Below are 22,455 nucleotides of genomic sequence, written 5' to 3'. Positions count from 1 at the left end.
TCGCGCTCTACAACCCGCTCAGATCGTCCGGCACATTGCCGAATTTCCGGAGCAGTTGCGCGTCGCCGAATTCGCCGATCATGGGATCGCCGGTGCGGCTGAAGGCGACCGCGCCGATGCTGCCGGCGGCCCGCGACAAGATCTCCGCGCGGCGCAATGCGGCGGTCGAACTCTGGCATTCTTCGGCCGCGCCCGCGACCGGCGAGCCGGTCTCGTCCTGCAGGAACGGCAGCGCGACGTAATAGGTGACATCGGCCATGGTCTTGGCTCCAGGTCTTTGACTCCAGGTCTTTGACTCCAGGTCTTGGCTCCAGGTCTTTGACTCCAGGTCTTTGACTCCAGGTCTTTGACTCCAGGTCTTGGCTCCAGAATGATCAGGCGGCATCGCTCTTGGCTAATCCGACGGGCGCGCAGCCGCACGAAATCGCGGCCTGCAATTCGTGAACTTCGTTTTCCAGATATTCGTTCGCCATGATCAGCGCCTTGATGGTGCTGCGCAGGTTGCCGTCGCACATCGCAATCGCCTGGTCGCAGGCCTGTTCGTAATGATGACGGTCGGCGGTCGAGACGGGTTCGGACATGATAAAACTCCCGAGAGGGCTGGCGGCGAGAACGCGCCGATGTTCCTATTTTGTTCTCAGAGAGTCAAGGGGAGAGTCAAGTGGTCTAACCCGCGCATCCACGGCCGATCTGTCGATCTCCTGACCGTGGGGCTCAATGCCGGTCGCATAGATCCAGCCAGCTCCGTCCGAAAGTCCGGGCGGGAACGAAAACGACATCAGGCGCTTGATGGGTATTCGTAGGGAGTACGGCGCATGGGTCTTGTTCGGTCCAAAAGACCCGTGGTGCTGATTGTCGAGGACGAATTTCTATTGCGAATGCACGCGGCCGACATGATCACCGCCGCCGGCTTCGAGGTGGTCCAAGCGGCCAATGCCGACGAGGCCATCGACATTCTGGAAGCCCGCCGCGACATCACCGTGGTGTTCACCGATATCCAGATGCCAGGCTCGATGGACGGGTTGAGGCTCGCCCGCGCCGTCAGGGGCCGCTGGCCTCCGATCAAGATTGTCGCAACTTCCGGCCAGTCCGATTTAAGGGAAACCGATCTGCCCGAGGGCGGCCGGTTTCTGCAGAAGCCCTACGGTTCGATGGAGCTTGCAGGTCTGCTGCGCGAATTGACGGGCGACGCGTGAATCTTAAACTGTCATTCCGGGGCGCACGTAAGTGCGAACCCGGAATCTCGAGATTCCGGGTCTGGTCCTTCGGACCATCCCGGAATGACGAGACTAAAACTACGCGATGATATCCGGCGTGATCTGGTCTTCGATGAAAGCAATGCGGTCGCGCAGCTGCAGCTTGCGTTTTTTCAGCCGTTGCAGCCGCAACAAATCCGGCGCCGGCGATTGATGCAGCGCATCGATCGCCGCGTCGAGATCGCGGTGCTCCTGCTGCAGCCGTGCGAGCTCGTTTTCGAGTTCGCGCTCATCTTCGTTGGTCATGGTGTACGTTAGCTGAAAAACGCGATGAGATTGCGAAAGGGTACGAAAAGCCGCTGTTACGAATATCGTCCCTGCCAGCGGACTGTGCAAGCAGGCACCGGTTCCGTACTCACGATTCGTTACAGAAGGCCGTGGAAATATGAGGGTGCGCTTTTCGATACCCATCGACAGTTTTGGGGGTTCGTGTAAACTCGGGCGTCCGGACCAAATCTGAAGTCTCATCCAACCGAGGAGGTTTCGAATGGCAATTCAGGCGCATCTCGTTGAACTGGAACGGAAACACAAGGTTCTAGAAAACGAATTGCACGAAGCTCTCGTGCACCTTTCAACAGACGACCTGCAAATTGTTGAGTTAAAGCGCCGGAAATTAATGGTTAAGGACGCGATCGAGCGGTTGAAGCATACCGCCTTGGAAACAGTGCACTAGTTTCGCTTCAGGTTTCACAGACATCGCCATCATGCCGGGATGAATGCAACTGCGTTCATCCTTGAGCTGTGTGCGCTTGCACGCCGCGAATGATAGGCCGCATTGACCAACCTCGAGGCTCGCGCCTCGGGGTGGTTGTGTTCATGGGCCCGCAAGTTCGCCAACGTAATCGGCGATCGCCAGCGAGGACGTCAGCCCCGGCGATTCGATTCCGAACAGATTGATCAGCCCTTCGACACCGTGATGTCTGGGCCCCTGGATCAGGAAATCCTGCACCGCCACCGCCGGCGGCACGATCTTCGGCCGGATTCCCGAATAGCTCGGCATCAGCGCGCCGTCGGGAAGTGTCGGCCAGTAGCGCCGGATCGCCGGATAAAATCTTTCCGCCCGCAAGGGATCGACGGCGTAGTCGATGCTCTCAACCCATTCCACGTCGGGGCCGAACCGGGCCTGTCCGGCCATATCGAGGGTGAGGTGCACCCCTAACCCGCCGGGTTCGGGCACCGGATAGATCAGGTGCGAAAAGGGCGCCCGCGCGCTGCAGCTGAAATAGTTTCCCTTGGCGAGATAAGCGGGCGGGATCAGGTCTATCGGCATGCCCTCGATGGCGCGCGCGACCGCCGAGGCTGCGAGCCCCGCGGCATTGACCAAAAGCCTGCATTCGAGGCTCATCGGTGCGTCGCCGCCGGCGTCGAGTTCGATGCGCTCGCCGCTCGCCCTCGCATGCAGCAGGGGGGTGTGAAAGGCGAGCGCCGCGCCGGAATCTTCGGCCTCGCCACGCAGCGCCAGCATGAACGCATGGCTGTCGATGATGCCGGTGGAAGGCGAGAGCAGGGCGGCGTCGCAGCTAAGCGCGGGTTCCATGGCCCGCGCGTCATCGCCGGAGAGGGTTTTGAGATCGTCGACGCCATTGGCTTCGGCGTGAGCCCGGATCGAGGCCAGTTTCGCCGTCTCCTTCGGTGTCGTCGCCACGATCAGCTTGCCGCAATTGCGATGCGGAATGCCGTGCTCCCTGCAATATGCATAGAGCGCATGCCTGCCACTGACGCACATCCGCGCCATCAGGCTGCCGGCCGGATAATAGATACCGGCGTGGATCACCTCGGAGTTGCGCGACGAGGTGACGGTGCCGATGCCCTCGGCCGCCTCCAGTACGATTACCTCGCGGCCGGCCTGCGCCAGCCGCCGCGCGACCGCCAGACCGATCACCCCCGCCCCGATGACGACGCAGTCAACTCGTTCCATTCGCTGGTGCTTCGGATCCTGGGATTGCCGCCTTGTTCGACGTCTCGTTAAGGCCGCAAAGGTCGGGGGTCAATCGCATGCATGATCGCAACAACCCGTTGGATTCGCTTCGGAACGCCTTCGCGCGGGACTTATGTTAGTGAATCATTAATCATGTCAGGCCAATTGCCGTAATTTAACTCGCATTTTCGGGTTGTAGGGGTACGCGTTTACCCGATCCAAACCCGTCAAGCCAGACACTCCGCGTTGAAATCCGCGGGTGACTGATGGCTGACAAGGACTGGCAGGCAGGCGGCAAGAACTCGATTCCTGCGCAGGCTCTCGTTTGCCTGGCCGCCACCATTGTGCCGTTCGGAACCGCTTCGGCGTTGTCGGATCGATTCGCGCCGGCGAGCTATGTCGGCTCGGCCGATCCCAATATGGTTTGGGAAATGCTGATCGGCGGCATCGTCGTCTGCTCCTTCATTGCCGCGAGCGCATTGTGGATCCATTCGACATTGCGCCGGGCCAGGCGTTCGCAATTGCGCAGAAATGGCTATGTCTCCTCCGCCCTGAACCACCTCAGCCAGGGCGTGCTGATGACCGATCCGCAGATGCGGATCGTGCTCTGCAACGATCGCTATCTCGAGCTCTACGGCCTGGTGCGCTCGGATCTGACCAAGGACATGACCGGGCCGGAACTTTTGGAGCTGCGCCGCAAGCGCGGCTGGCTCGATATCAGCGTCGAGGATTTCTACAAATACTCCGAACGCCCGGAAGGCTTCGTCACCGAATTGCCCAACGGGCGATCGGTGCTGGCCAGATATTTTGCGTTGCCGAACGGCGGTTCGGTGGCAACCCATGAGGACTGCACCGAACAGCGCACGCTTTCCAGGCAATTGGCGACCACCAAGCAGTTCCTGGAATCGATGCTCGACAACGTGCCGGTATGCGTCGCCGCCAAGAACATCGAGGACGGCCGCTACATTTTTGCCAACCGCGCCTTCGAACGCTTCTCGCGCTTTTCCCGCGATCACATCGTCGGCAAGCGCGCCGACGAGATTTTCCGTCCCGACACCACCGCCGGCATCGAAGCGGCGGACCGGGCGGCGCTGGATTCGGCCGACGGTCATTTCCGCAATGAAATCGTGGTCGAGCGCGGCTCGCAGAAGCGCGTCATCTCAAGCCACCGCGTCATCGCGCGCAACGAAAAGAACCAGCCGGAATTCCTGATCGCGCTGTTCGACGACGTCACCGATCGCAAATCGCTGTCGCAGGAGCTCGAGAACACCAAGAAGTTCCTCGAACTGGTGGTCGACAACATTCCGGTCTCGCTGATCGTCGAGCGCGTCAGCGACGGCAAATACCTGCTCGCCAATCGCAGCGCCGAGGCGATCCTCAACCGCCGCCGCGAGGACGCCACCGGCTTGACCGCCGCCGATATCTTCAATCCGCGCGAAGCCAAGCTGATCATCGCGCGCGACGAGGCCGCGATCAAGAAACGCGGCCTGCTCACCGAAGAACACCCGATCAGCACCAAGGACGGCTTGCGGCTGTTCCTGACCCGCCGCATGACGGTGCTCGACGACACCGGCGCGCCGAAATATCTGATCAAGACCCACGAGGACGTCACCGACCGCCGCCAGACCGAATCGCGCATGGCCCACATGGCCTATCATGACGGCCTGACCGATCTGCCGAACCGCGCGGCGTTCCTGCAGGCGCTCGCGCAGATGATCGAGGCTTGCGACGGCACCGGCGAGGAATTCGCGGTGCTGTCGCTCGACCTCGACGGGCTGAAGGAAATCAACGACGTGTTCGGCCATGCGACCGGCGACAAGCTGTTGATCGAAGTGGCGCGCCGCCTCCAAACCTCGGCGCGCGGCGGCGTGGTGGCGCGCCTCTCCGGTGACGAGTTCGGATTGATCATCGACGGCAAGCAACCGGTCGCCGGGATGCTGCTGGCCGAACAGCTCGCCGAAACCCTGGCGAAGGAGTTCCTGATCGACGGCAAATCGGTCCGCACCGGCGTCACCACCGGCATTTCGATATTCCCCCACAACGGGTTGGATGCCGCTTCGCTGCTGGCCAATGCCGGCGCGGCATTGTTCCGCGCCAAGGCGAAATCGCGCGGCACGATCAGCATCTATGAACCCGAGATGGACCAGCAGATCAGGGATCGCCGGGTGCTGCACCAGGATCTGTCGCTCGCGATCAAGAACGGCGAGCTGTCGCTGCATTACCAGCCGCAGGCGATGGCGCGGCAGACGGTTGCCTCCAGCGAGGTCATCGGCTTCGAGGCGCTGGCGCGCTGGCTGCATCCGGTTCGCGGCTTCGTCCCGCCCTCTGATTTCATCCCGCTCGCGGAAGAAAGCGGCCTGATCGTCGAGATGGGCGAATGGATCCTGCGCGAGGCCTGCCGCGAGGCCGCCTCCTGGCCGATGCCGCTGCAGATCGCGGTCAATTTGTCGCCGGCGCAGTTCATGCACGGCGACGTTGTCGGCGTTGTGCATTCCATCCTGCTCGAAACCGGGCTGTCGCCGGGCCGTCTCGAGCTCGAAATCACCGAGGGCGTGCTGATCGAGGATTTCGATCGCGGCCTGGCGCTGTTGCGGCGGCTCAAAGCGCTCGGCGTGCGGGTTTCGATGGACGATTTCGGATCTGGCTATTCCTCCCTGAGCTATCTGCAGGCGTTTCCGTTCGACAAGATCAAGATCGACCGCGCTTTCGTCATCAATCTCGGACACAATCCGCAATCGGCGGCGATCATCCGCGCCGTCATCGGCCTCGGCCATGGTCTGGAGATGTCGATCGTCGCCGAGGGCGTGGAGACCCAGGAGCAGCTCGGCTTCCTCGCCGACGAGGGCTGCGACTCGGTGCAGGGCTATTTCCTCGGCAAACCCCTGCCGATCGGGCAATACGCCGCGCTGGTCGGCCGCAACAGCGGCAACGCCATCGAGCCCGCGCGCAAGACCGGCTAGCGACTGATTCAGTCGCTATCTTTTGTTTGAGCATGATCTTTTCGGAAAACCGGTTTCCACTTTTCCCGATCATGCTCTAAGTCTGGCGCATGGCGGACTACGATCTTGCGATCATCGGCGGGGGGTTGAACGGGGTCAGCGTTGCGCGCGACGCCGCCGGACGCGGCCTGCGGGTGATCCTGTTGGAGCAGGGCGACCTCGGCGGCGCCGCTTCCCAGGCGACCTCGCGAATGATCCATGGCGATCTCGCCGTGCTGGAGCGCTGGCGCTTTCGGCGCGTGCGCGCGGCGCTGGCCGAGCGCGAAATCTGGCTCAAGATCGCACCGCATCTGGTGCGTCCGATGCGCTTTGTCATCCCCGCGCATGCCGACGAGCGTCCGCCATGGCTTTTACGCGCGGGGCTCTTGCTCTACGACCGGTTGGCCGCGCGCGGCCTGCCGCCGTCGGCGACCGTCGACGTCACCCACCATCCGGTCGGCAATGCGCTGAAGCGGCCGTTTGGCACGGCGTTCGAATATTCCGATTGCGTGGTCGACGATTCCCGGCTGGTGATCGCCAACGCTGTCGACGCCGCGGAGCGGGGTGCTATCATCCGTACCGGCGCGCGCTGCGTGCGCGCCGACCGCACCGAGATCTGGCGGCTCGCCGCGATCGATCGCGGCCACCGCCAGGTGATCACGGCAAGGGCGCTCGCCAACGCCAGCGGCGCCTGGACTTCCTTTGTCGCGGAAACCGTCCTGCGCATGTCGCCGTGGAAAGCGGGCACGGGGCAGATCAGCCAGATCGTCGTCAGGCGCCTGTTCGACACCGACAACGTCTATGTTTTCCAGAATGCCGACCGGCGGCTGATTTACGCCTGCCCCTTTGAGCGCGACTTCACGCTGATCGGCAGCGTCGGGCACGCCTTCAAGGGCGATCCCGCCGTGGTGGCGATCGCCGCAGGCGATGTCGCCTACCTCTGCGACGCCGCCAACCGCTATTTTCGCGAACGCATCGACGCATCCGACGTGATCAGGACGTTCTCGGGCGCCAATTTGGTGACGAACCCGCGGCGCGCCGCGCGCGACGGTACCATGATGTTCGACACCCGCCGCCGCAAGGCGCCACTGCTGACGATTTTTGGCGGCGATGTCACTACCTCGCGGTGGCGCGCCGAGCGGGCGGTCTCGGAGCTGACGCCGTTCTATCCGATGTCGCCGCGCTGGACCGCGACCAAGCCTTTGCCGGGCGGTGATTTTGCGTGGGACCGCTTCGAGATCGAGGTCGAACGCGCGCGCGAGCGCTGGCGGTTTCTGTCCGAGCCGGAGGCGCAGCGCCTGGTCGCTGCCTACGGCACGCGGCTTGAGGCGATCCTTGGTGACGCCAAAGGTCGCGCCGATCTCGGCTCAGCCTTCGGGCCGGAGCTCACGGGCGCCGAGGTGCGCTATCTCATGGCAAAGGAGTGGGCACGCTTTCCCGACGATATCTTGTGGCGCCGCTCGAAACTCGGCCTGACCATGCCGCCGGCGGATCGCGACGCGCTGGCGAAGTTCATGGCGGGTGCGGCGCCCGGATGACGCGGCTCGCTAACCTACCACCGTGAGCACGCCCATCTGCGGGTTAACTTCTACCTCAGCGCCATTGAGAATTGCCGTGGTTATGTCTTCGTCGAACCCGGCGAGCATCGGGACATCGCCCAGCGCGGCACCTTGAGCGAGAATTGGGTTCACGGAATTGAACACCAGCGCCAGCGGCACAATCCCCCGCGATTTCATCTCGTGCAGCATCCATGCCGTGGCTACGCCGCCTTTGGCGGTATCCAGCACCAATATCTTGCCGACATAGGATTGGCCGGCCAGTTTGTGCGAAGGACGACAGAAGATGCCGTTGACGCGGTCCAGGTCATAGCGAGCTGAAAAGCCGTCACTGGCAACCAGTGCGGACCCGCGCACCGTACGTCCCATGGCATGTCGCGCGCGAAAAATCTTGCTGCTCATGTTCGCGCCAATTTTCCGCTGACTGCAGCATCCACACATGCCTCCATCGAGGCCAGCATCGGCCGGTAACCGTACCCGCCCAATATATTGACCAATTTCGCACTGTTGGTCGCCAGACGCTTCCAGCCCTTGGCCTCTGAAATCTCGCGCGCGTAGGATTGGTAGAAACACATGCCGGACAATACGCTGCCGCCGGCAGCTTCGATTCGTGCGGTGTAACCCATGCGATCTGCGTCCGGCTTTACCTGCGGGCTGGTTACTGCGAGCAGCGGCACGGCGAACCGCCGTCCCTCGCAGAGGTCGGCCAAATCGCCCAATTCAAAAAGGCTCAGCTGCGGTGCCGAGAAGACGACGACGTCCACTTGATCGTCGGTGTGATAGGATCTTTGCAACTCGTCGATGTCGGCGCTGGTCACGCGGAAGCTCGGCAACCCAGGCGCCGCCACGTCGGTCAATTTACCTGCTTCGGGCGTCAGACCCGCAATGTGAAACAATGCGATCGAGCCGAAGCTCGCCATCGACGCGCCGAAATGCTTGAGCTGATCCGATTTGGGCGCTCCCTCAATGCCCTCGATCACCGGGACCGCCCAATAATTGCCCGCGATGCGCCCGATCACTCCGCCCAGAGCGCCCCAGCCGTTGAGCGAGGTTGGCGTGAATTCCACCTGAATGCGTAGCGTGGCGCGCCGCATCTCGGGCAGGTGAAAGCCATAGCGCGGAGTCCTTGCGGTAAGGCCGGCGGCCAGTGCCGAAGGGCCGCCTTCGAAATTGGATCGCGCGCCGCATATCGAGTTTGAATAGATGACCACGCCGGTATCGCCGAAAGCCACGTGCTCGTTGCGTGTCGGAGCCTGGATGGTCTGATAGTTGATGCACGTGTTGGTCATCGCGACGCCCAGCTTTTCGAATGCCGAAATCGCCCGCTTTTCGAGATTGAGCATCGCCGAGGTTTGTCCCAGCAAATCGGCATTGGCAAAGTCTGTGCCGCGCGGATCGGTAATCGTCGGGATGCGCACGCGCCGCTGCCCTTCGACGACCGCGGCCAAACCCTCCAGCCAGCGGACGCCGGCTTCACCAAGGCTTTCGGTGTCGGCCATCAGGTGCGCCTGCGTCACCGTGACCATATCCTCGGCGCCGAAGAACTCACCCACCTTGATCTGGTGCTGCAAGGCTTGCTGCGGAACGAGGCCGGCCTTGCCGGCCAGGATATATTCTTCTTCATCGTTGAGCTTCATGTCGATCAATCAATCCTGACGCCTGCGTCGCGCACAACTTTACCCCATTTGGTCAACTCACTCTGCTGAAATTTGGCGAAGGCGTCACCGCCGATGACACTGGGGATCACACCTAACGGCTCGAGCCGGCTTCGGAATGCATCGCTGCGGACGATCTGTTCGATTTCGCTGGCCAGCGTCGCCGTCACGGCCTTGGGCATCCCGGCGGGCCCGAATACGCCCCACCAGGCAGTCGTCTCAAAACCATCGTAACCGGACTCCGCAATCGTTGGCACGGCGGGCAAAGCGGCGGACCGTGTTTTGCTTGAAATAGCAAGTGCGCGCAGCTTGCCCGCCTGCACATTCGACAGCACCGACTGCAGCGGGTCGAACATGATCTGGATCTGACCACCAATCAGGTCGATGACCGCCGGCGCACTGCCCTTGTAGGGCACATGCTGGATGTCGACGGCCGCCACGTTCTTGAACATTTCCCCGGTGAGATGCCCGGGCGTGCCGGCTCCCGCGGAGCCGTAGTTAAGTTGACCAGGGTTTCGCTTGGCGAGCGCGACCAGGTCGGCAAGATTGCTCATGGGCTGCGACGGATGCACGACGATTGCGACCGGCGCCTGCGCCACCAGCGAGATCGGTGTGAAATCGCGAACGGCGTCGTAAGGCAATTTCGGATAAAGCGCAGGGTTGATGGCTTGGGTGCCCACGGTCCCCATGAGCAACGTTTGGCCGTCGGGTGCGGACCTCGCCACGGCTTCGGCTCCGATAGAGCCACCGGCGCCCGCGCGATTGTCGATCACGATCGTCGCTTTAAGGACATCGCCCAATATCTGCGCGAGCGGGCGCGCCACGATGTCGGTCGGTCCGCCGGCCGGAAATGGAACGATCAGGCGGAATTGCCGGCCGGCCAAGGATTGGGCCTTCGTCGGTCCAATCCATGCCAGCAAACCGGCGCTCGCCGCGGCCGAAGCAATTCCGAAGAATTGTCTGCGCCGCATCGAAGCCCCCTCGGTCCCCATGGCGCCGAGATAGCTTCGGCTCGCCGGCGATGCTAGCGGGTGTTTCGCGGGAATGGCAGCCCGAAAGCAGTCACGGCGATCTTTTTTGTCGTCGCGCTCTCTTCGCGGATGATGACCTCCTGTTTTCTGCCCCTTCGTCGGTTGCGAATTCGCGGCCGCGCCGGGGAGGCCGCGGGAAAAGCTGCAGATAATATTCGGGGGCGCCCCCGCTGAACCGGTTGAGCCGGTGCCGATCCGCCGCTAGCTTGCGGCCATGATGGGGCAGGCTGGGATCGTGGCTGAGGACGGGGCGAGAACCGCGACCGATATGGATTCGGCAAAAGGCGAACCACAGCCGGAGGCGGCCGACCTTCCGCTGCTGCGCATCGACGCGGTGGTGAAAAAATTCGGCGCCTTTTGCGCGGTGGATCGGCTGTCGCTCGACATCAGGGCCGGCGAGTTCTTTGCCCTGCTTGGTCCGAGCGGCTGCGGCAAGACCACGCTGCTCCGGATGCTCGCCGGTTTCGAGACGCCGGACGAGGGACGCATCCTGCTCGACGGCAGGGACATCGCGCCGGTCTCGCCGCACCGGCGTCCGGTCAACATGATGTTCCAGAATTATGCGCTGTTCCCGCATCTGACCGTGCGCGACAATATCGCATTCGGATTAAGGCGCGCGGGCATGCCGCGGCCCCAGATCGCCGCCCGCGTCGCCGAGATGGTCGCACTGGTCAAGCTCGAGGGGCTTGAGAAACGAAAACCCGATCAGCTTTCCGGCGGTCAAAGGCAGCGCGTGGCGCTGGCGCGCTCTCTGGCCCGCCGTCCGCAGGTGTTGTTGCTCGACGAGCCGCTGGCGGCGCTGGACAAGAAGTTGCGCGAAAGTACGCAGGCAGAATTGATGGAGCTGCAGCGCCGGCTCGGCATGACCTTCATCATCGTCACCCATGATCAGGAGGAGGCGATGACGGTCGCTGACCGGATCGGCGTGATGGATAACGGGCGGCTCGAACAGGTTGCAGCCCCGCGCGAGCTTTATGAGGCGCCGAGTTCGCGCTGGATCGCCGAGTTCGTCGGCGACATCAATCTGTTCGACGGGCAGGTCGCCTCGCGCGAGGCCGGCCGCGTGACGATCTCGACCAAAGACGCCGGCACGATCGTGGTCGCCGAGCCGCGTCAGCCGATCACGAAAACCATCGTCGCGGTGGCGATCCGCCCCGAAAAGATGAAATTGTCGCGCCGCGGCCCGGTCGCGGACGCGCTCAGTGCGCATGCGATCAACCGGCTGGAAGGCGTGGTGACCGACGTCGGCTATCTCGGCGGGCTCACGACGTACAAGGTGAAGCTCGACTCCGGCGCAATGGTGCGCTCGTCGATGGCGAATACGGCGCGGCTCGACATCGACGCCTACAGCGCCGGCCAGCGCGTGGTGGCGTGGTTCACGCCCGACGACTGCGTGGTGCTGGAGCAATGAGCGCGCGACAAACTTTCACCCGCCCGGCTCGATCAGCGGCGATCGCGCCCTATCTGTGGATGCTGCTGTTCTTCCTGGTGCCGTTCGGTTTTGTGCTCAAGATCAGCCTGTCGCAAACCGCGATCGCGCAACCGCCTTACGTGCCGGTGTTCGATTTGACGCAAGGCGCAGCCTCAATCAAGGCGGCATTCTCGGCGCTGTCGCCGGATAATTTCAAGCTGCTGGCCTCCGACGACCTTTATGTCCTCTCATATCTGCGCAGCCTCGTCGTCGCCCTGGCCTCGACCTCGATCCTGCTCATGATCGGCTACCCCATCGCCTACGGCATGGCGCGGCTGCCAAAACGCTGGCAGGCGATCGCGATGATGCTGGTGATCGTGCCGTTCTGGACGTCGTTTTTGATCAGAATCTATGCGTGGATCAACATCCTGCAGCATGACGGGCTGCTCAACAAAATCCTGCTGGCGCTGCATCTGGTGTCGGCGCCGGTGGTGTGGCTGTCGACCGACAGTGCGATGTATCTCGGCATCGTCTACTCTTATCTGCCGTTCATGATCCTTCCACTTTTCGCGACGCTTGCCAAAATGGAGCCCGCGTTGCTGGAGGCCGCCAGCGATCTCGGCGCCACGCCGCTAGCGGCGTTCTGGCGCGTGACGTTTCCGTTGTCGCTGCCCGGCGTCGGCGCCGGCGTGTTGCTGTGCTTCATTCCGATCGTCGGGGAATTTGTCATCCCCGATCTGCTCGCGGGTTCCAACTCGTTGATGATCGGGCAGACCTTGTGGCTGGAATTCTTCACCAACAAGGACTGGCCGGTGGCGTCGGCCGCGGCGGTGGTGTTGCTGTTGCTCCTGGTCGCGCCGCTCGTGCTCTATGACCGGCTGCAGCGCCGCCAATTGGAGAACGCGCGATGACAACCCGCGCGGTGAACCAGCTGTCGCGCTTCAACGCGGTCTCGCTTGCGGCGGGCTTTGCGTTTCTGTACCTGCCGATCGTGATCCTCGTGATCTATTCGTTCAACGCCTCGCGGCTGGTGACGGTGTGGGGCGGCTGGTCGTTGCACTGGTATCGTGAATTCTTCAACGACCGCGCCATGCTGGAGGCGGCCTGGATGAGTTTTCGGGTGGCAGCGACATCCGCCACCATCGCAACCTTGCTTGGCACGCTCGCGGCGATTGCGTTGTCGCGCGGCGAGCGGTTCAGGGGACGCACGTTATTTTCGGGGATGCTGTATGCGCCGCTGGTGATGCCCGAAGTCATTACCGGGCTGTCGCTGCTGCTGTTGTTTGTGGCGATCAACGCCGAGCGCGGCTTCTGGACCGTGACCATCGCGCACACCACGCTGACGCTGTGTTTTGTGGCCGTCGTCGTGCAGTCGCGGCTCGGCTCGCTCGATCGCAGCCTCGAGGAAGCGGCGATGGATCTCGGCTGCGATCCGGCGCGTGCCTTCGTCGCGGTGACGCTGCCGCTGATTGTCCCTGCGATCGCCGCCGGCTGGATGCTGGCCTTCACGCTCTCGCTCGACGATCTCGTGATCGCGAGTTTTACCACCGGCCCCGGTTCGGCGACGCTGCCGATCCGGATTTATTCCGAGGTGCGGCTCGGGGTAAAACCCGAGATTAATGCGATCTGCACCTTGGTGATCGCGTTGATCGCGGTGGTGATTGTGGTCGCATCGCTGGCCACAAAACTGTCGAGCGCGCGCGGCGAGAGCGCCGCGCCGTTGTAGCCTCTCCTCACACCGGCGTGTAGATCACAAGCTTCAGCGCCGGATCGTCATTGGCCTGAAAGCTCGCATGCTCGAAGCGCAATTGGCCTTTCTTCGGATGGTTCATCACTTTCTGGCCGCCCGCGACGCTCTTGATGTCGTGCGCGCCCCACCAGCCCGCGAATTCCGGGCAGCCTTCTCGCAGGCGCTGCAATAATTCGAGAAAGGCGGGATCGCCGGCCCAGAGATCATGCGTGGCGCGGAATTGCGCCACCATGCGTTTTGCTTCGTCGGCCCAGTTGGCGAACAGGCGTCTTGAGCGCGGATTGGTCAGCATGCTGATCAGGCTGTTGCGATCCTCCTCACGCAGGCGGCCGAAGGCAAAAATGTCGTCGGCGGCCTTGTTCCACACGAGAATGTCCCAGCGTCGGCCTGTGATGTAAGCGGGCTGATTGAGGCCTTCGACCAGCCGCCGCAGCGGTTCGGGCACGCTCTCGCGAGCAAACGCCCGGCGATCGGCGTCCCGCGCTAGCGCGCGCAGATGGCCATGCTCGGCCTTGCTCAGTCGCAGCGCGCGCGCCAGCGCGTCGATCGTGGTGACGGAGGGGCTGACGGTGCGGCCCTGCTCCAGCCTTATGTACCAGTCGACACCGATGCCGGCGAGCTCGGCCACTTCCTCGCGCCGCAGGCCCGCGGTCCGCCGCCGCCGGCCGACGATCGGAAGTCCGACGGCCTTGGGCGTCAGTTTTTCACGGCGCGACCTCAGGAAATCGCCGAATTCACTGCGGCGCGGATCAGCCATCGCCTTCACTCCCGAACCAAAGGAGGACTTCCTAGTCCTAGGATAATACCAGGCCTTCCTGGCCCAGGGAAGCCTGCCAAAATGACAAGAATTCCACAAGGAGTAGAACGACCATGAAAGCTGCCATCCTCAAAGCGTTCGGAACGCCGCTTGCGATCGAGACCGTGCCTGATCCCGTGCTCGGCACCGGCGAAGTCATCGTCGACGTCGTGGCGACGCGGGTGTTGTCCTATGCCAATGAGGTGTTCAGCGGCGAGCGTAAATATTTGCTCGACCTGCCGGTGATCCCGGGCCCCGGCGCGATCGGCCGGGTCCGCGCGTTCGGGCCGGACGCTACGCATCTGGCCAAGGGCGACTGGGTGTTCTGCGATCCGACCGTGCGCTCGCGCGACGACGTCGTCTCGCCCGACATCACGCTGCAGGGCTGGGTCGCCGCCGGCGAAGGGGGCTTGCGCCTGGCAAGACATTTTCACGACGGCTCCTGGGCCGAGCAGATGCGGGTGCCGACCGAGAACGTCAAGCAGCTCGGGCCGATGAATGAGGCGGAAGCGGTGGCTTGGTGCGCGTTGGGCACGCTGCTGGTGCCCTATGGCGGATTCCTCGCCGCGAACCTGCAACCCGGCGAGACGGTTCTTGTCAGCGGCGCCACCGGCAATTTTGGCAGCTCCGCGGTTACGGTTGCGCTGGCGATGGGGGCGGCATGCGTGGTCGCGCCCGGCCGCAATGAAAAGGTGCTGAACGATCTTTCGCGGCGCTTTGGCGAGCGCGTGCGACCCGTGAAGCTGAGTGGCAACGAGAATGACGACCGGGAGCAGATGAAACGCGCCGCGTCTGGTCCGATCGACTGCGTGCTCGATATCATGCCGCCGTCGGTCTCGTCGACCACGGTGCGCGCGGCGGTCATGACGGTGCGGCCGTATGGGCGTGTGGCGTTGATGGGCGGGGTCGGCATGCTGGGTGGCGCCGGGCTTGAGTTGCCGTATCCGTGGCTGATGCGCAACTGCATCACGATCAAGGGCATGTGGATGTATCCGCCGGAGGCGACCATTCGCCTCGTCGGGCTGATCAGGTCGGGGCTGATAAAACTCGACCACTTCGCGGCGACGACGTTCGATCTCGATCATGCCAACGACGCGGTGGCGCATGCCGCGGCCAACGCCGGGCCGTTCAAGATGACGGTGATCCGGCCGTGATGGGGGCACCACTCTAAGTCCCGTCATTGCGAGCCAACGGGTCGGCGCGAAGCGCCGCCCGATGACAGGCTCCGCGAAGCAATCCATCGTGATGGACGAAGAATGGATTGCCTCGTCGCTGCGCTCCTCGCAATGACGTGGAGGGTTGGTTGCCACGCCCACATCACTGTTGCCTCGTCCACCTCACGACTTCACCGCGCCCGCGGTGAGGCCGCCGACCATGTAGCGCTTGAACGCGTAGTAGATGGCGGCGGGGGGTAGCGCATAGATGAAGCCGGTGGTCATCAGCAGTTCCCAGGGCGAATCGTCGGCGGACAGGAAATTGCCAAGCGCCACGGGGAGCGTGATGTCGCGGTCGTTGGAGAGCAAGAGGAACGCGTAGAGATATTCGTTCCAGGCGAGCAACAGCGCGTAGGTGCCGATCGCGACCAGCGAGGGCATCATCAGCGGCACGTAAACCAGCCGGAACAATTGCAGCGTGGTGGCGCCATCCATGATGGCGGCTTCGTCGAGCTCGACCGGCAATTTGTCGCTAGCCTGTTTCAGCACCCAGATCGCGTAGGGCGAGGCGATCGTCACCATCGCCAGGATCAGTGCCCAGTGATTGTTTAAGAGGCCATAATTGCCCATGGTCCGGTACATCGGCACGGCCAGAAACGCCGCCGGGATGAAGTAAGTGAACAGCGCCAAATTCATCACCCAGCGGCCGCCGGGGACGCGCAGGCGCGAGATCGAGAACGCGGCGGCGGTCGCGATGAACAAGGTCAGCGCGCCGGCCGCGACCGCGATCACCACCGAATTCCAGAACTGAATCCAGAAATCCCGCAGGAAATAATGCTGCTGGTAAAACACGATTTCAAAATTGTGCAGCGTCGGATGCGCGGGCCAGAGTTTTCCGGAAAACGCGTCTTCCTTGGGCGAGATCGCGAACAGGAACATGTGATAGATCGGCAGCATGGTCCAGATGAAGACGGGAATGCCGATCAGCAATAGCCGCGCCTCGGTCGTGACATCGCGTAAGGTGAGGGCGCGTAAGTGCGGAAGCTTCATCGCGACAGCCGTTTCATCATGAAATAGACCAGCGGCAGCACGAACGGCAGCGCGCAGACGATCGAGGCCATCGCCAGCGAAAGCTGATCGAGCCGGAGGTAGCGGATGCCGAGGGTTGCGAGCACGTGGGTAAGGTCCGCAGGTCCCCCGCCGGTCAACAGATACACGCTGTTGAAATCGCCGAGCGTCCAGATCATCGAAAGAAGCGTGCAGGTGATGTAGAGCATCTGCATCGAGGGCCAGGTGATAAAGCGGAATTTCTGCCACCAGGTGGCGCCGTCGACGTCGGCCGCCTCGAACAAGTCCTGCGAGATCGCGAGCCGCCCGGTCATCAGGATCAAGGTCCAGAACGGCAGCGATTTCCAGATGTGCACGCCGATCGCCATGGTCAGCGCCACCGCCGGGTCGTTCAGCCAGTTCGGGCCGTCATCGCCGGTGAATCTGAAGATCAACTGATTGATCATGCCCCATTCGGGATTGAACATGAATCGCACGGAAAGAATGGTCGGGATCGACGGCACCGCCCAGGGCAGGATGAACAATACCGACAGCCATTTGATCCACCTCCGCTCCTGGACGAAGAAGCCGGACAAGAACAGCGCGATCAGCATTTTGAAATTGATGCCGATCAGGAGGAAGATCAGCGTGTTCACGGCAGCGCGCGCAAAAATCGGGTCGTGATAGAGCGCGACATAGCTTTCCGGATGCCGCGCCAGCCACAATCCGTAGCCGACGGGATAGACCACGAACGCCAGGAACACGAGCGCATAGGGCGCCAGCAGCACGATGCCCCAGACCTGCGGCATCGTCAGCCGCGCCGATAACGGTGCGCCTGGCATTGCGTGGTCTTGGGAAAGCGTGATCGCCATATGCGCTTACTCTTGCTTTCTTTAGCCTCTCCCCGCTTGCGGGGATCGCACTTGCGATCCGGGTGAGGGGCTCTCTCCACGAGTCCTGCTGCGGAGAGAGCCCCTCACCCCAACCCTCTCCCCGCAAGGGCGGGGCGAGGGAGAAGTTCCCGCGAGTTGCGCTCGCTGAGAGAGCCCCTCACCCCGACCCTCTCCCCGCGAAGAGCGGGGCGAGGGAGCAGTCGAGCGGCGCTCGGTATCATACTTCACCCCGCGACTTGCTTGATCCGCGCGATCAGCTCATCCACCGCCTTGTCGACCGGCACCTTTTCGCTCACCACGCGGTTCATCGCCTTGGCCCAGACGTTCTCGTTGTTCAAAATCGTGAACTTGTAGTTCTTGGTAAAATCGAACGGCGTGGTGCCGCCGGTGAACTGAGCGTACACCGCTTTGCGATGCCGGTCAGCCTGCCAGAACCGGCTCTGCTGGCTTGCCGTCGTCACCGGGAACCAGCGGCCGAGCGCGCCTTCGACATAGGGCCTTAAGTTTTCTTCCTGCAGCAGGAACTTGATGAATTCCTTGGCCTCCGGCTTGTTCTTGGCCGCCGTGAAGATCACGCCGGTCTTGACGTCGGAGCGATATTTGATCGGCGTGCCGTCCGGCTTGTTGGGGAAGGAGGCGGTGATGATGGTTTCCTCATACGCCTTCTTGCCGGCGGCGCGCTGCTCCGGCGTGAGCGCCGGGTTGGTGGAATCCTCAAACCATTTTGCCGCGATCGAGATGGTGAAATTATGCGTCATCACGATCGTCTTGTTGTGGAAGGCGACGTTGTTGTCCGGGTCCTTCCAGGTGGTGGAGGAGGGCGGCGTGCATCCCCTGACGTAGGTGTCGGTGTAATCCTTCAGCGCGTGGATCAACCCGTCGCGCACCTTGGGATCGTCGACCAGGAGCTTGCCGTCGTCATCGACGAGCTTCACGTTGTAGGCGTCCATGAAGGTGTAGAACGACTGGAACGAGTCGGTGGATTCAACGCCCATCGGCTGGCCGACGCCGTAGATGCGCTGGCCGGTCGCTTTCCGGATCGCGGGCTGCACCTTGTCGCACCAGAACGACCAGTAGTCTTCCCATTTGGTCGGGATGTCGCTCGCTTTGAAGCCGGCCTGCTCCAGCATGTCGCCCCAGATCTGGACGTGCATGCTTTGCTGTTTCAGCGGAAAGCCGTAATAGGCCTTCTTCTTGGTGACGTCGTTATAGAGCAGCGCGGTTTCCAGCGTGTTCGGCGCGAACGCCGATTTCATCGGCGTCAAAATGTCGGAGAGATCCTCGAGCTTGCCCTCGAACGCCCATTTGCCGGCCGCCTGCACGTCGTAGGAATCGGAATAGGCGACATCGGGCACGGTGCCGGAATCCAGCGCCGCCACCGTCTTCGGGATCATGTCCTGGATGGCGTATTGCGACAATTCGACCTTGATGCCGGTCTTGGCCTCGAACTTCTTGATCGCGTCCAATAGCGCGTCGTCTTCGGATTTATAAAATCCCTTGCCGAACCAGACCGTGATCGTCTTCTGCTGCGCCATCGCGGGCGCTGCGACAAAGCTGAGCCCGATCGCGGCGGAAACCGCCAATGCAAACGTCCGTAATCCCCATGCTTTCACGTTGTTCTCCCTGAATCTGCCGATATTTTTTAACCGGTTGGATAAAACCCTAGCGCATTGCGCGGGCCTGATCCAGATGCCGTGTTCAGGTCTTGCGTAGGGGTTGGGGGTGGTAGGGCTGTAGGGTGTCGCCGCAACGGCAGTGAGCTCCCTCTCCCGGTTGCGGGGGAGGGTTGGGGTGGGGGTGCCTCCGCAAAACGCGCTGTTCGAGTGGATAGACTTTCCCCCACCCGCCGCGCTTCGAGCGTCGACCTCCCCCGCAAGCGGGAGAGGTAAGGCGCGTTCGCGCGTGCGACGATTCAACTTTCAAACAGCTAGAGGTCGTCATTGCGAGCCAATAAGTCAGCGCCTCCCCACAACCGGGTGTCATGCCCCGCGAAGGCGGGGCATCCAGTACGCCGCGGCCTCTCCGTTCATCACTGGCGTCTCTGGAATACTGGATCGTCCGCCGGAGCCTGTCATCGGGCGGCGCGTTGCGCCGACCCGGTGGCGGACGATGACAACTGAGGGAGTGGCGCGCTCGTCGCAATGACGGCCGGATAGGTCTTCGACGGCTGGATACATCTTCGCGATCTCGCGACGCGAAGCGCCCGAGGTTTGACAAAATCATCCGCCCCGTGAGGGCGTGGGGAATGCCGGGCGCCGATGCACCCGCAGCCGCGCGTGTAGTGTAGTAAACACGCGCGTTAGTCACCACAGGTCCACCGGAACATCCCGGCATTCCCGCACGCAATGGTTTTACGGCTTATTTCGTGCTCTCCCCGGTGACCGGGCTCTTTTGCCACCGTCGCTTGCGACGTTACCGCCACCAACTTGACACCAGCGTCGGGGTGTCAGGACCACACGACTTCGCCGTCCGCCTTCGTGCCGTTCGTCAATGGCACTATCAGCGTCCACCGCATCCCGTCCCGCGTTCGTGACGACCGCGAAGCGCCCCTCGAGTGGGACGAGACGGTGATTGATATACGGGTGATTTGGGTAAAGCGCGAAACGGAATATTTTTGCAAAAGGGGCTGGACACGAATTTGCTGATTTGCCCGTCGGGCAAGTATTGATGTCACCACAACGGCAGTGAGCTCCCTCTCCCCTTGCGGGAGAGGGTTGGGGTGAGGGGTCCACACGGGTGGTCTCGACGTCGCTGAGGTCCACACGGGCAGTCCCGATGCGGCCACCCCTCACCCGGATCGCAATGCGATCCGACCTCTCCCGCAAGGGGAGAGGTAACGCGCTTCGCGCGTGAACCTGCCGCGTAACCCGCCTTGACTTTGATTGGCCTTTGATTGAATTTTTAATCATGGCGTCGTTCACCAGATTTGCCGACGAGTTGCGCAGGACGGCGTTTTTCACGGCTTGCATCGACATTGCGCGCCGGACGCTTCCTGCGCCTATCCTGGTATGGCTGCGCTCGCAGATGGTCCGCAATCTCACCGGCGGGCCGCGCGAGGTATTCACCGAGATTTTCCGGCGCAACATCTGGGGCTATCAGGAGACGGTTTCGGGCGGCGGCTCGACGCTGCATTACACCAAAGGCATACGGGAAACGCTTCCCGCTCTGATCGGCGATCTCAAGATCGGCACCATGCTGGATTTGCCGTGCGGCGACTTTCACTGGATGTCCGAGATAAAACTTCCGGTCACGCACTATATCGGCGCCGACATCGTTCCGCGGCTGGTGCAGAATACGCAAATCCGCTATGGGCGCGAGGGGCGGGAATTTCGCACCCTCGATCTCTGCAGCGACGCGCTTCCGCAAGTCGACCTGCTGTTGTGCCGCGACTGCCTGATGCATCTTTCCGAGGAAATGATCTTTCTGGCGCTCGCCAACATCATCCGCTCGGACATCAAATATCTCCTGACCACCACCTATCCCGAGGGACGAAACCGCGCCATCCGCATCGGCGACTGGTTTACCGTGAACCTCTGCGCGCCGCCCTACAATCTGCCGCCGCCGCTGCGCACCATCGACGACTGGGTGCCGCCGTTCGACCGCCGTCATTTGGGACTGTGGGAAATCGAAAGCCTGCGGCGCGTGCTTTCGTGATGCGGGCTCTCGTTTCGCCTTTCAAACATGATGCAGCGCGTAGGACCACAGCGGCAATGTCAGAAACGACAGCGATATGCCGACGCCGACCATCAACGAGACCAGCGGCGGGTTCAGGCCATGCTGAACCGCGACGATGGCGCCGCCGATTTGCGGACCCATCGCCGCCTCAAACAGGGTCACGCGGGTGGTTTCTTCCGTGGTGCCGAGGATGCTGAAGTACAACAAAGCGAGGGCTGCGGGCGCGAGCAGCAGCTTGAACCCGAGGCCGGTCGCAAGCGCGGTCTTGAGCCCCTTGGTTCGATCGAACCGGAGTTGCAGGCCGACCGAAACCAGGGCCAGCGGCGTCAGCGTATCGCCGAGCCGCTTCAAGGCGTCGGCAATCCAGATGGGAGACTCAAAGGGCATCAGGGCAAACGCAATTCCCAGCGCAATCAGCGGCGGGAAGGCGATAATCCGCTTGAAGATGTCGGCTTTCGATCCCGTGCCCGCGGAATAGATCGTGGCGACGGTGATGCCCAGCGTGCTCAGCACCAGATAAGTGCCGAGCTGGTCGATCAGGATACCGATTGCCATATTGGGGGCGCCAAAGAACGCCTCGATCATCGGCAGGCCCACGAACGATGTGTTGGCGAGGCCGCCCGCCAGCATCAGCGCGCCGGTGGTCTCGCGGGTGAATTTCAAGCGCGCGGACAGCGCCCAGAAGAACAAGACGCCGAGCGAGAACATCAGCCAGGGCATCGCGATGCTGAACAGCAACGAGGTGTGCAGTTTGACGTTGTGGATCTGCAGGATGATCAGCGCCGGCAGCGAGATGTGAATGATGAAGGCGTTGAGCGCGAGATGCGCATTGTCCGGGAATTTTTTCGCGGCGCGCAGACCCATTCCGAGCAGCAGGCAAACGAACAGCAATACGATATTGTTCATTGCATGACCTCCGAAGGTTTGTCGGTGGCTGACGCCGCAGGCGGCAATGAACCGCGTGAATGCAGCGGCACCGGCCGTGCACTTAAGAATTTTTGAAGTGCTGAATTTTTTTGTTTGTCCAACCGCGGAATTGTCGTTGGGTAATCTCGTATCCCAAGATCAGTTCGGCGTTCCCTTGCATAGCATCGAACGCATCGATCCAATGTGAACCGGCTCACAGTTGACTCGCTTATGAGTTCGTTCACGTCTCGGAGACAAAAATAATTCGGAAGACGACAGTCGTCAGCGTCAATCAGCGTCAAGAATGGGCGAGACGATTTTGACGCTCGAACGGCGGAGGGGGAAAGGCGTAACGGCCTACGTGTCCGCAGCCTGTCTTAACCAAGAGTGATGACCCGGTCGTTTTTCAGCGTCAGGTGGTATTGCCAA

General features: G+C 62.2%; 20 protein-coding genes and 1 pseudogene. 9 read left to right on the top strand and 12 right to left on the bottom strand.

Annotated features, from left to right (window positions below; all coding sequences use genetic code 11):
• Nucleotides 1-7 precede the first annotated feature (7 nt).
• Nucleotides 8-259, bottom strand: a complete 252-nt coding sequence (locus tag B5526_RS13080) for a hypothetical protein (RefSeq protein ID WP_079538574.1) — start codon at nucleotides 257-259, stop codon at nucleotides 8-10.
• A 115-nt stretch (nucleotides 260-374) separates the two neighbouring features.
• Nucleotides 375-581, bottom strand: coding sequence for a hypothetical protein (locus tag B5526_RS13075; RefSeq protein ID WP_079538573.1), 207 nt, complete (start codon nucleotides 579-581; stop codon nucleotides 375-377).
• Between the two features lie 234 nt (nucleotides 582-815).
• On the opposite strand from B5526_RS13075, the gene B5526_RS13070 reads away from it, so the two are divergent.
• On the top strand, nucleotides 816-1,196 hold the full coding sequence (locus tag B5526_RS13070; protein WP_079538572.1) for a response regulator: 381 nt from the start codon (nucleotides 816-818) through the stop codon (nucleotides 1,194-1,196).
• A gap of 99 nt (nucleotides 1,197-1,295) precedes the next feature.
• On the opposite strand, the gene B5526_RS13065 is transcribed toward B5526_RS13070, so the two are convergent.
• Nucleotides 1,296-1,502, bottom strand: coding sequence for a YdcH family protein (locus B5526_RS13065; protein WP_079538570.1), 207 nt, complete (start codon nucleotides 1,500-1,502; stop codon nucleotides 1,296-1,298).
• A 241-nt stretch (nucleotides 1,503-1,743) separates the two neighbouring features.
• Here B5526_RS13065 and B5526_RS13060 point away from each other — a divergent pair, with 241 nt between their 5' ends.
• A complete protein-coding gene (locus B5526_RS13060) occupies nucleotides 1,744-1,929 on the top strand; it encodes a YdcH family protein (protein ID WP_079538568.1) in 186 nt (61 codons plus the stop codon).
• 141 nt (nucleotides 1,930-2,070) lie between these two features.
• Here the strand turns inward: B5526_RS13060 and B5526_RS13055 are convergent.
• A pseudogene (locus B5526_RS13055) lies at nucleotides 2,071-3,192 on the bottom strand (NAD(P)/FAD-dependent oxidoreductase); the annotation flags it as partial.
• A 248-nt stretch (nucleotides 3,193-3,440) separates the two neighbouring features.
• Between B5526_RS13055 and B5526_RS13050 the strand changes: the two are divergent.
• Nucleotides 3,441-6,134, top strand: a complete 2,694-nt coding sequence (locus B5526_RS13050; protein ID WP_079538565.1) for a sensor domain-containing protein — start codon at nucleotides 3,441-3,443, stop codon at nucleotides 6,132-6,134.
• Nucleotides 6,135-6,223: 89 nt separating this feature from the next.
• On the top strand, nucleotides 6,224-7,690 hold the full coding sequence (locus B5526_RS13045) for a glycerol-3-phosphate dehydrogenase (protein WP_079538564.1): 1,467 nt from the start codon (nucleotides 6,224-6,226) through the stop codon (nucleotides 7,688-7,690).
• 9 nt (nucleotides 7,691-7,699) lie between these two features.
• Here B5526_RS13045 and B5526_RS13040 read toward each other — a convergent pair whose 3' ends face one another.
• From B5526_RS13040 to B5526_RS13030, 3 genes are read right to left on the bottom strand one after another with little or no spacing between them, the layout of a single operon-like run.
• Nucleotides 7,700-8,110, bottom strand: coding sequence for an aconitase X swivel domain-containing protein (locus B5526_RS13040; RefSeq protein WP_079538563.1), 411 nt, complete (start codon nucleotides 8,108-8,110; stop codon nucleotides 7,700-7,702).
• Nucleotides 8,107-9,345, bottom strand: coding sequence for an aconitase X (locus tag B5526_RS13035; protein WP_079544959.1), 1,239 nt, complete (start codon nucleotides 9,343-9,345; stop codon nucleotides 8,107-8,109). Before B5526_RS13035 ends, B5526_RS13040 begins: the two co-directional genes overlap by 4 nt.
• 5 nt (nucleotides 9,346-9,350) lie before the next feature.
• On the bottom strand, nucleotides 9,351-10,283 hold the full coding sequence (locus tag B5526_RS13030; RefSeq protein WP_197688435.1) for a Bug family tripartite tricarboxylate transporter substrate binding protein: 933 nt from the start codon (nucleotides 10,281-10,283) through the stop codon (nucleotides 9,351-9,353).
• A 379-nt stretch (nucleotides 10,284-10,662) separates the two neighbouring features.
• Here B5526_RS13030 and B5526_RS13025 point away from each other — a divergent pair, with 379 nt between their 5' ends.
• Genes B5526_RS13025 through B5526_RS13015 form a run of 3 tightly spaced genes read left to right on the top strand, consistent with a single transcriptional unit; the run spans nucleotide 10,663 to nucleotide 13,531 of the window.
• Nucleotides 10,663-11,805 (top strand): ABC transporter ATP-binding protein, encoded by a 1,143-nt coding sequence (locus B5526_RS13025; RefSeq protein ID WP_079544958.1) that lies wholly within the window; start codon nucleotides 10,663-10,665, stop codon nucleotides 11,803-11,805.
• A complete protein-coding gene (locus tag B5526_RS13020; protein WP_079538562.1) occupies nucleotides 11,802-12,716 on the top strand; it encodes an ABC transporter permease in 915 nt (304 codons plus the stop codon). Before B5526_RS13025 ends, B5526_RS13020 begins: the two co-directional genes overlap by 4 nt.
• On the top strand, nucleotides 12,713-13,531 hold the full coding sequence (locus B5526_RS13015) for an ABC transporter permease (protein ID WP_079538560.1): 819 nt from the start codon (nucleotides 12,713-12,715) through the stop codon (nucleotides 13,529-13,531). The genes B5526_RS13020 and B5526_RS13015 overlap by 4 nt, the downstream gene beginning before the upstream one ends.
• A gap of 7 nt (nucleotides 13,532-13,538) precedes the next feature.
• Here the strand turns inward: B5526_RS13015 and B5526_RS13010 are convergent, their stop codons facing one another.
• Nucleotides 13,539-14,312: a helix-turn-helix transcriptional regulator gene (locus B5526_RS13010; RefSeq protein WP_079538559.1), complete on the bottom strand. Its 774-nt coding sequence runs from the start codon at nucleotides 14,310-14,312 to the stop codon at nucleotides 13,539-13,541.
• 113 nt (nucleotides 14,313-14,425) lie between these two features.
• Between B5526_RS13010 and B5526_RS13005 the strand changes: the two genes are divergently transcribed.
• On the top strand, nucleotides 14,426-15,505 hold the full coding sequence (locus tag B5526_RS13005) for an alcohol dehydrogenase catalytic domain-containing protein (protein WP_079538558.1): 1,080 nt from the start codon (nucleotides 14,426-14,428) through the stop codon (nucleotides 15,503-15,505).
• 183 nt (nucleotides 15,506-15,688) lie between these two features.
• On the opposite strand, the gene B5526_RS13000 is transcribed toward B5526_RS13005, so the two are convergent.
• The 3 genes from B5526_RS13000 to B5526_RS12990 form a co-directional block, all read right to left on the bottom strand.
• Complete coding sequence (locus B5526_RS13000; RefSeq protein ID WP_079538556.1) at nucleotides 15,689-16,555, bottom strand: carbohydrate ABC transporter permease; 867 nt, start codon at nucleotides 16,553-16,555, stop codon at nucleotides 15,689-15,691.
• Complete coding sequence (locus B5526_RS12995) at nucleotides 16,552-17,424, bottom strand: carbohydrate ABC transporter permease (RefSeq protein WP_079538555.1); 873 nt, start codon at nucleotides 17,422-17,424, stop codon at nucleotides 16,552-16,554. The genes B5526_RS13000 and B5526_RS12995 overlap by 4 nt, the downstream gene beginning before the upstream one ends.
• 245 nt (nucleotides 17,425-17,669) lie before the next feature.
• Nucleotides 17,670-18,980: an ABC transporter substrate-binding protein gene (locus B5526_RS12990; RefSeq protein ID WP_154071701.1), complete on the bottom strand. Its 1,311-nt coding sequence runs from the start codon at nucleotides 18,978-18,980 to the stop codon at nucleotides 17,670-17,672.
• 1,372 nt (nucleotides 18,981-20,352) lie between these two features.
• Here B5526_RS12990 and B5526_RS12985 point away from each other — a divergent pair.
• A complete protein-coding gene (locus B5526_RS12985; protein ID WP_079538552.1) occupies nucleotides 20,353-21,099 on the top strand; it encodes a class I SAM-dependent methyltransferase in 747 nt (248 codons plus the stop codon).
• 21 nt (nucleotides 21,100-21,120) lie between these two features.
• On the opposite strand, the gene B5526_RS12980 is transcribed toward B5526_RS12985, so the two are convergent.
• Entirely contained in the window at nucleotides 21,121-22,026 is a 906-nt protein-coding gene (locus B5526_RS12980; protein ID WP_079538550.1) for an AEC family transporter, read from the bottom strand.
• Nucleotides 22,027-22,455 lie beyond the last annotated feature (429 nt).

The sequence above is a fragment of the Bradyrhizobium lablabi genome (assembly GCF_900141755.1).
Classification (GTDB): Bacteria; Pseudomonadota; Alphaproteobacteria; order Rhizobiales; family Xanthobacteraceae; genus Bradyrhizobium; species Bradyrhizobium lablabi_A.
This window is presented reverse-complemented; position numbering and strand designations above follow the sequence as displayed.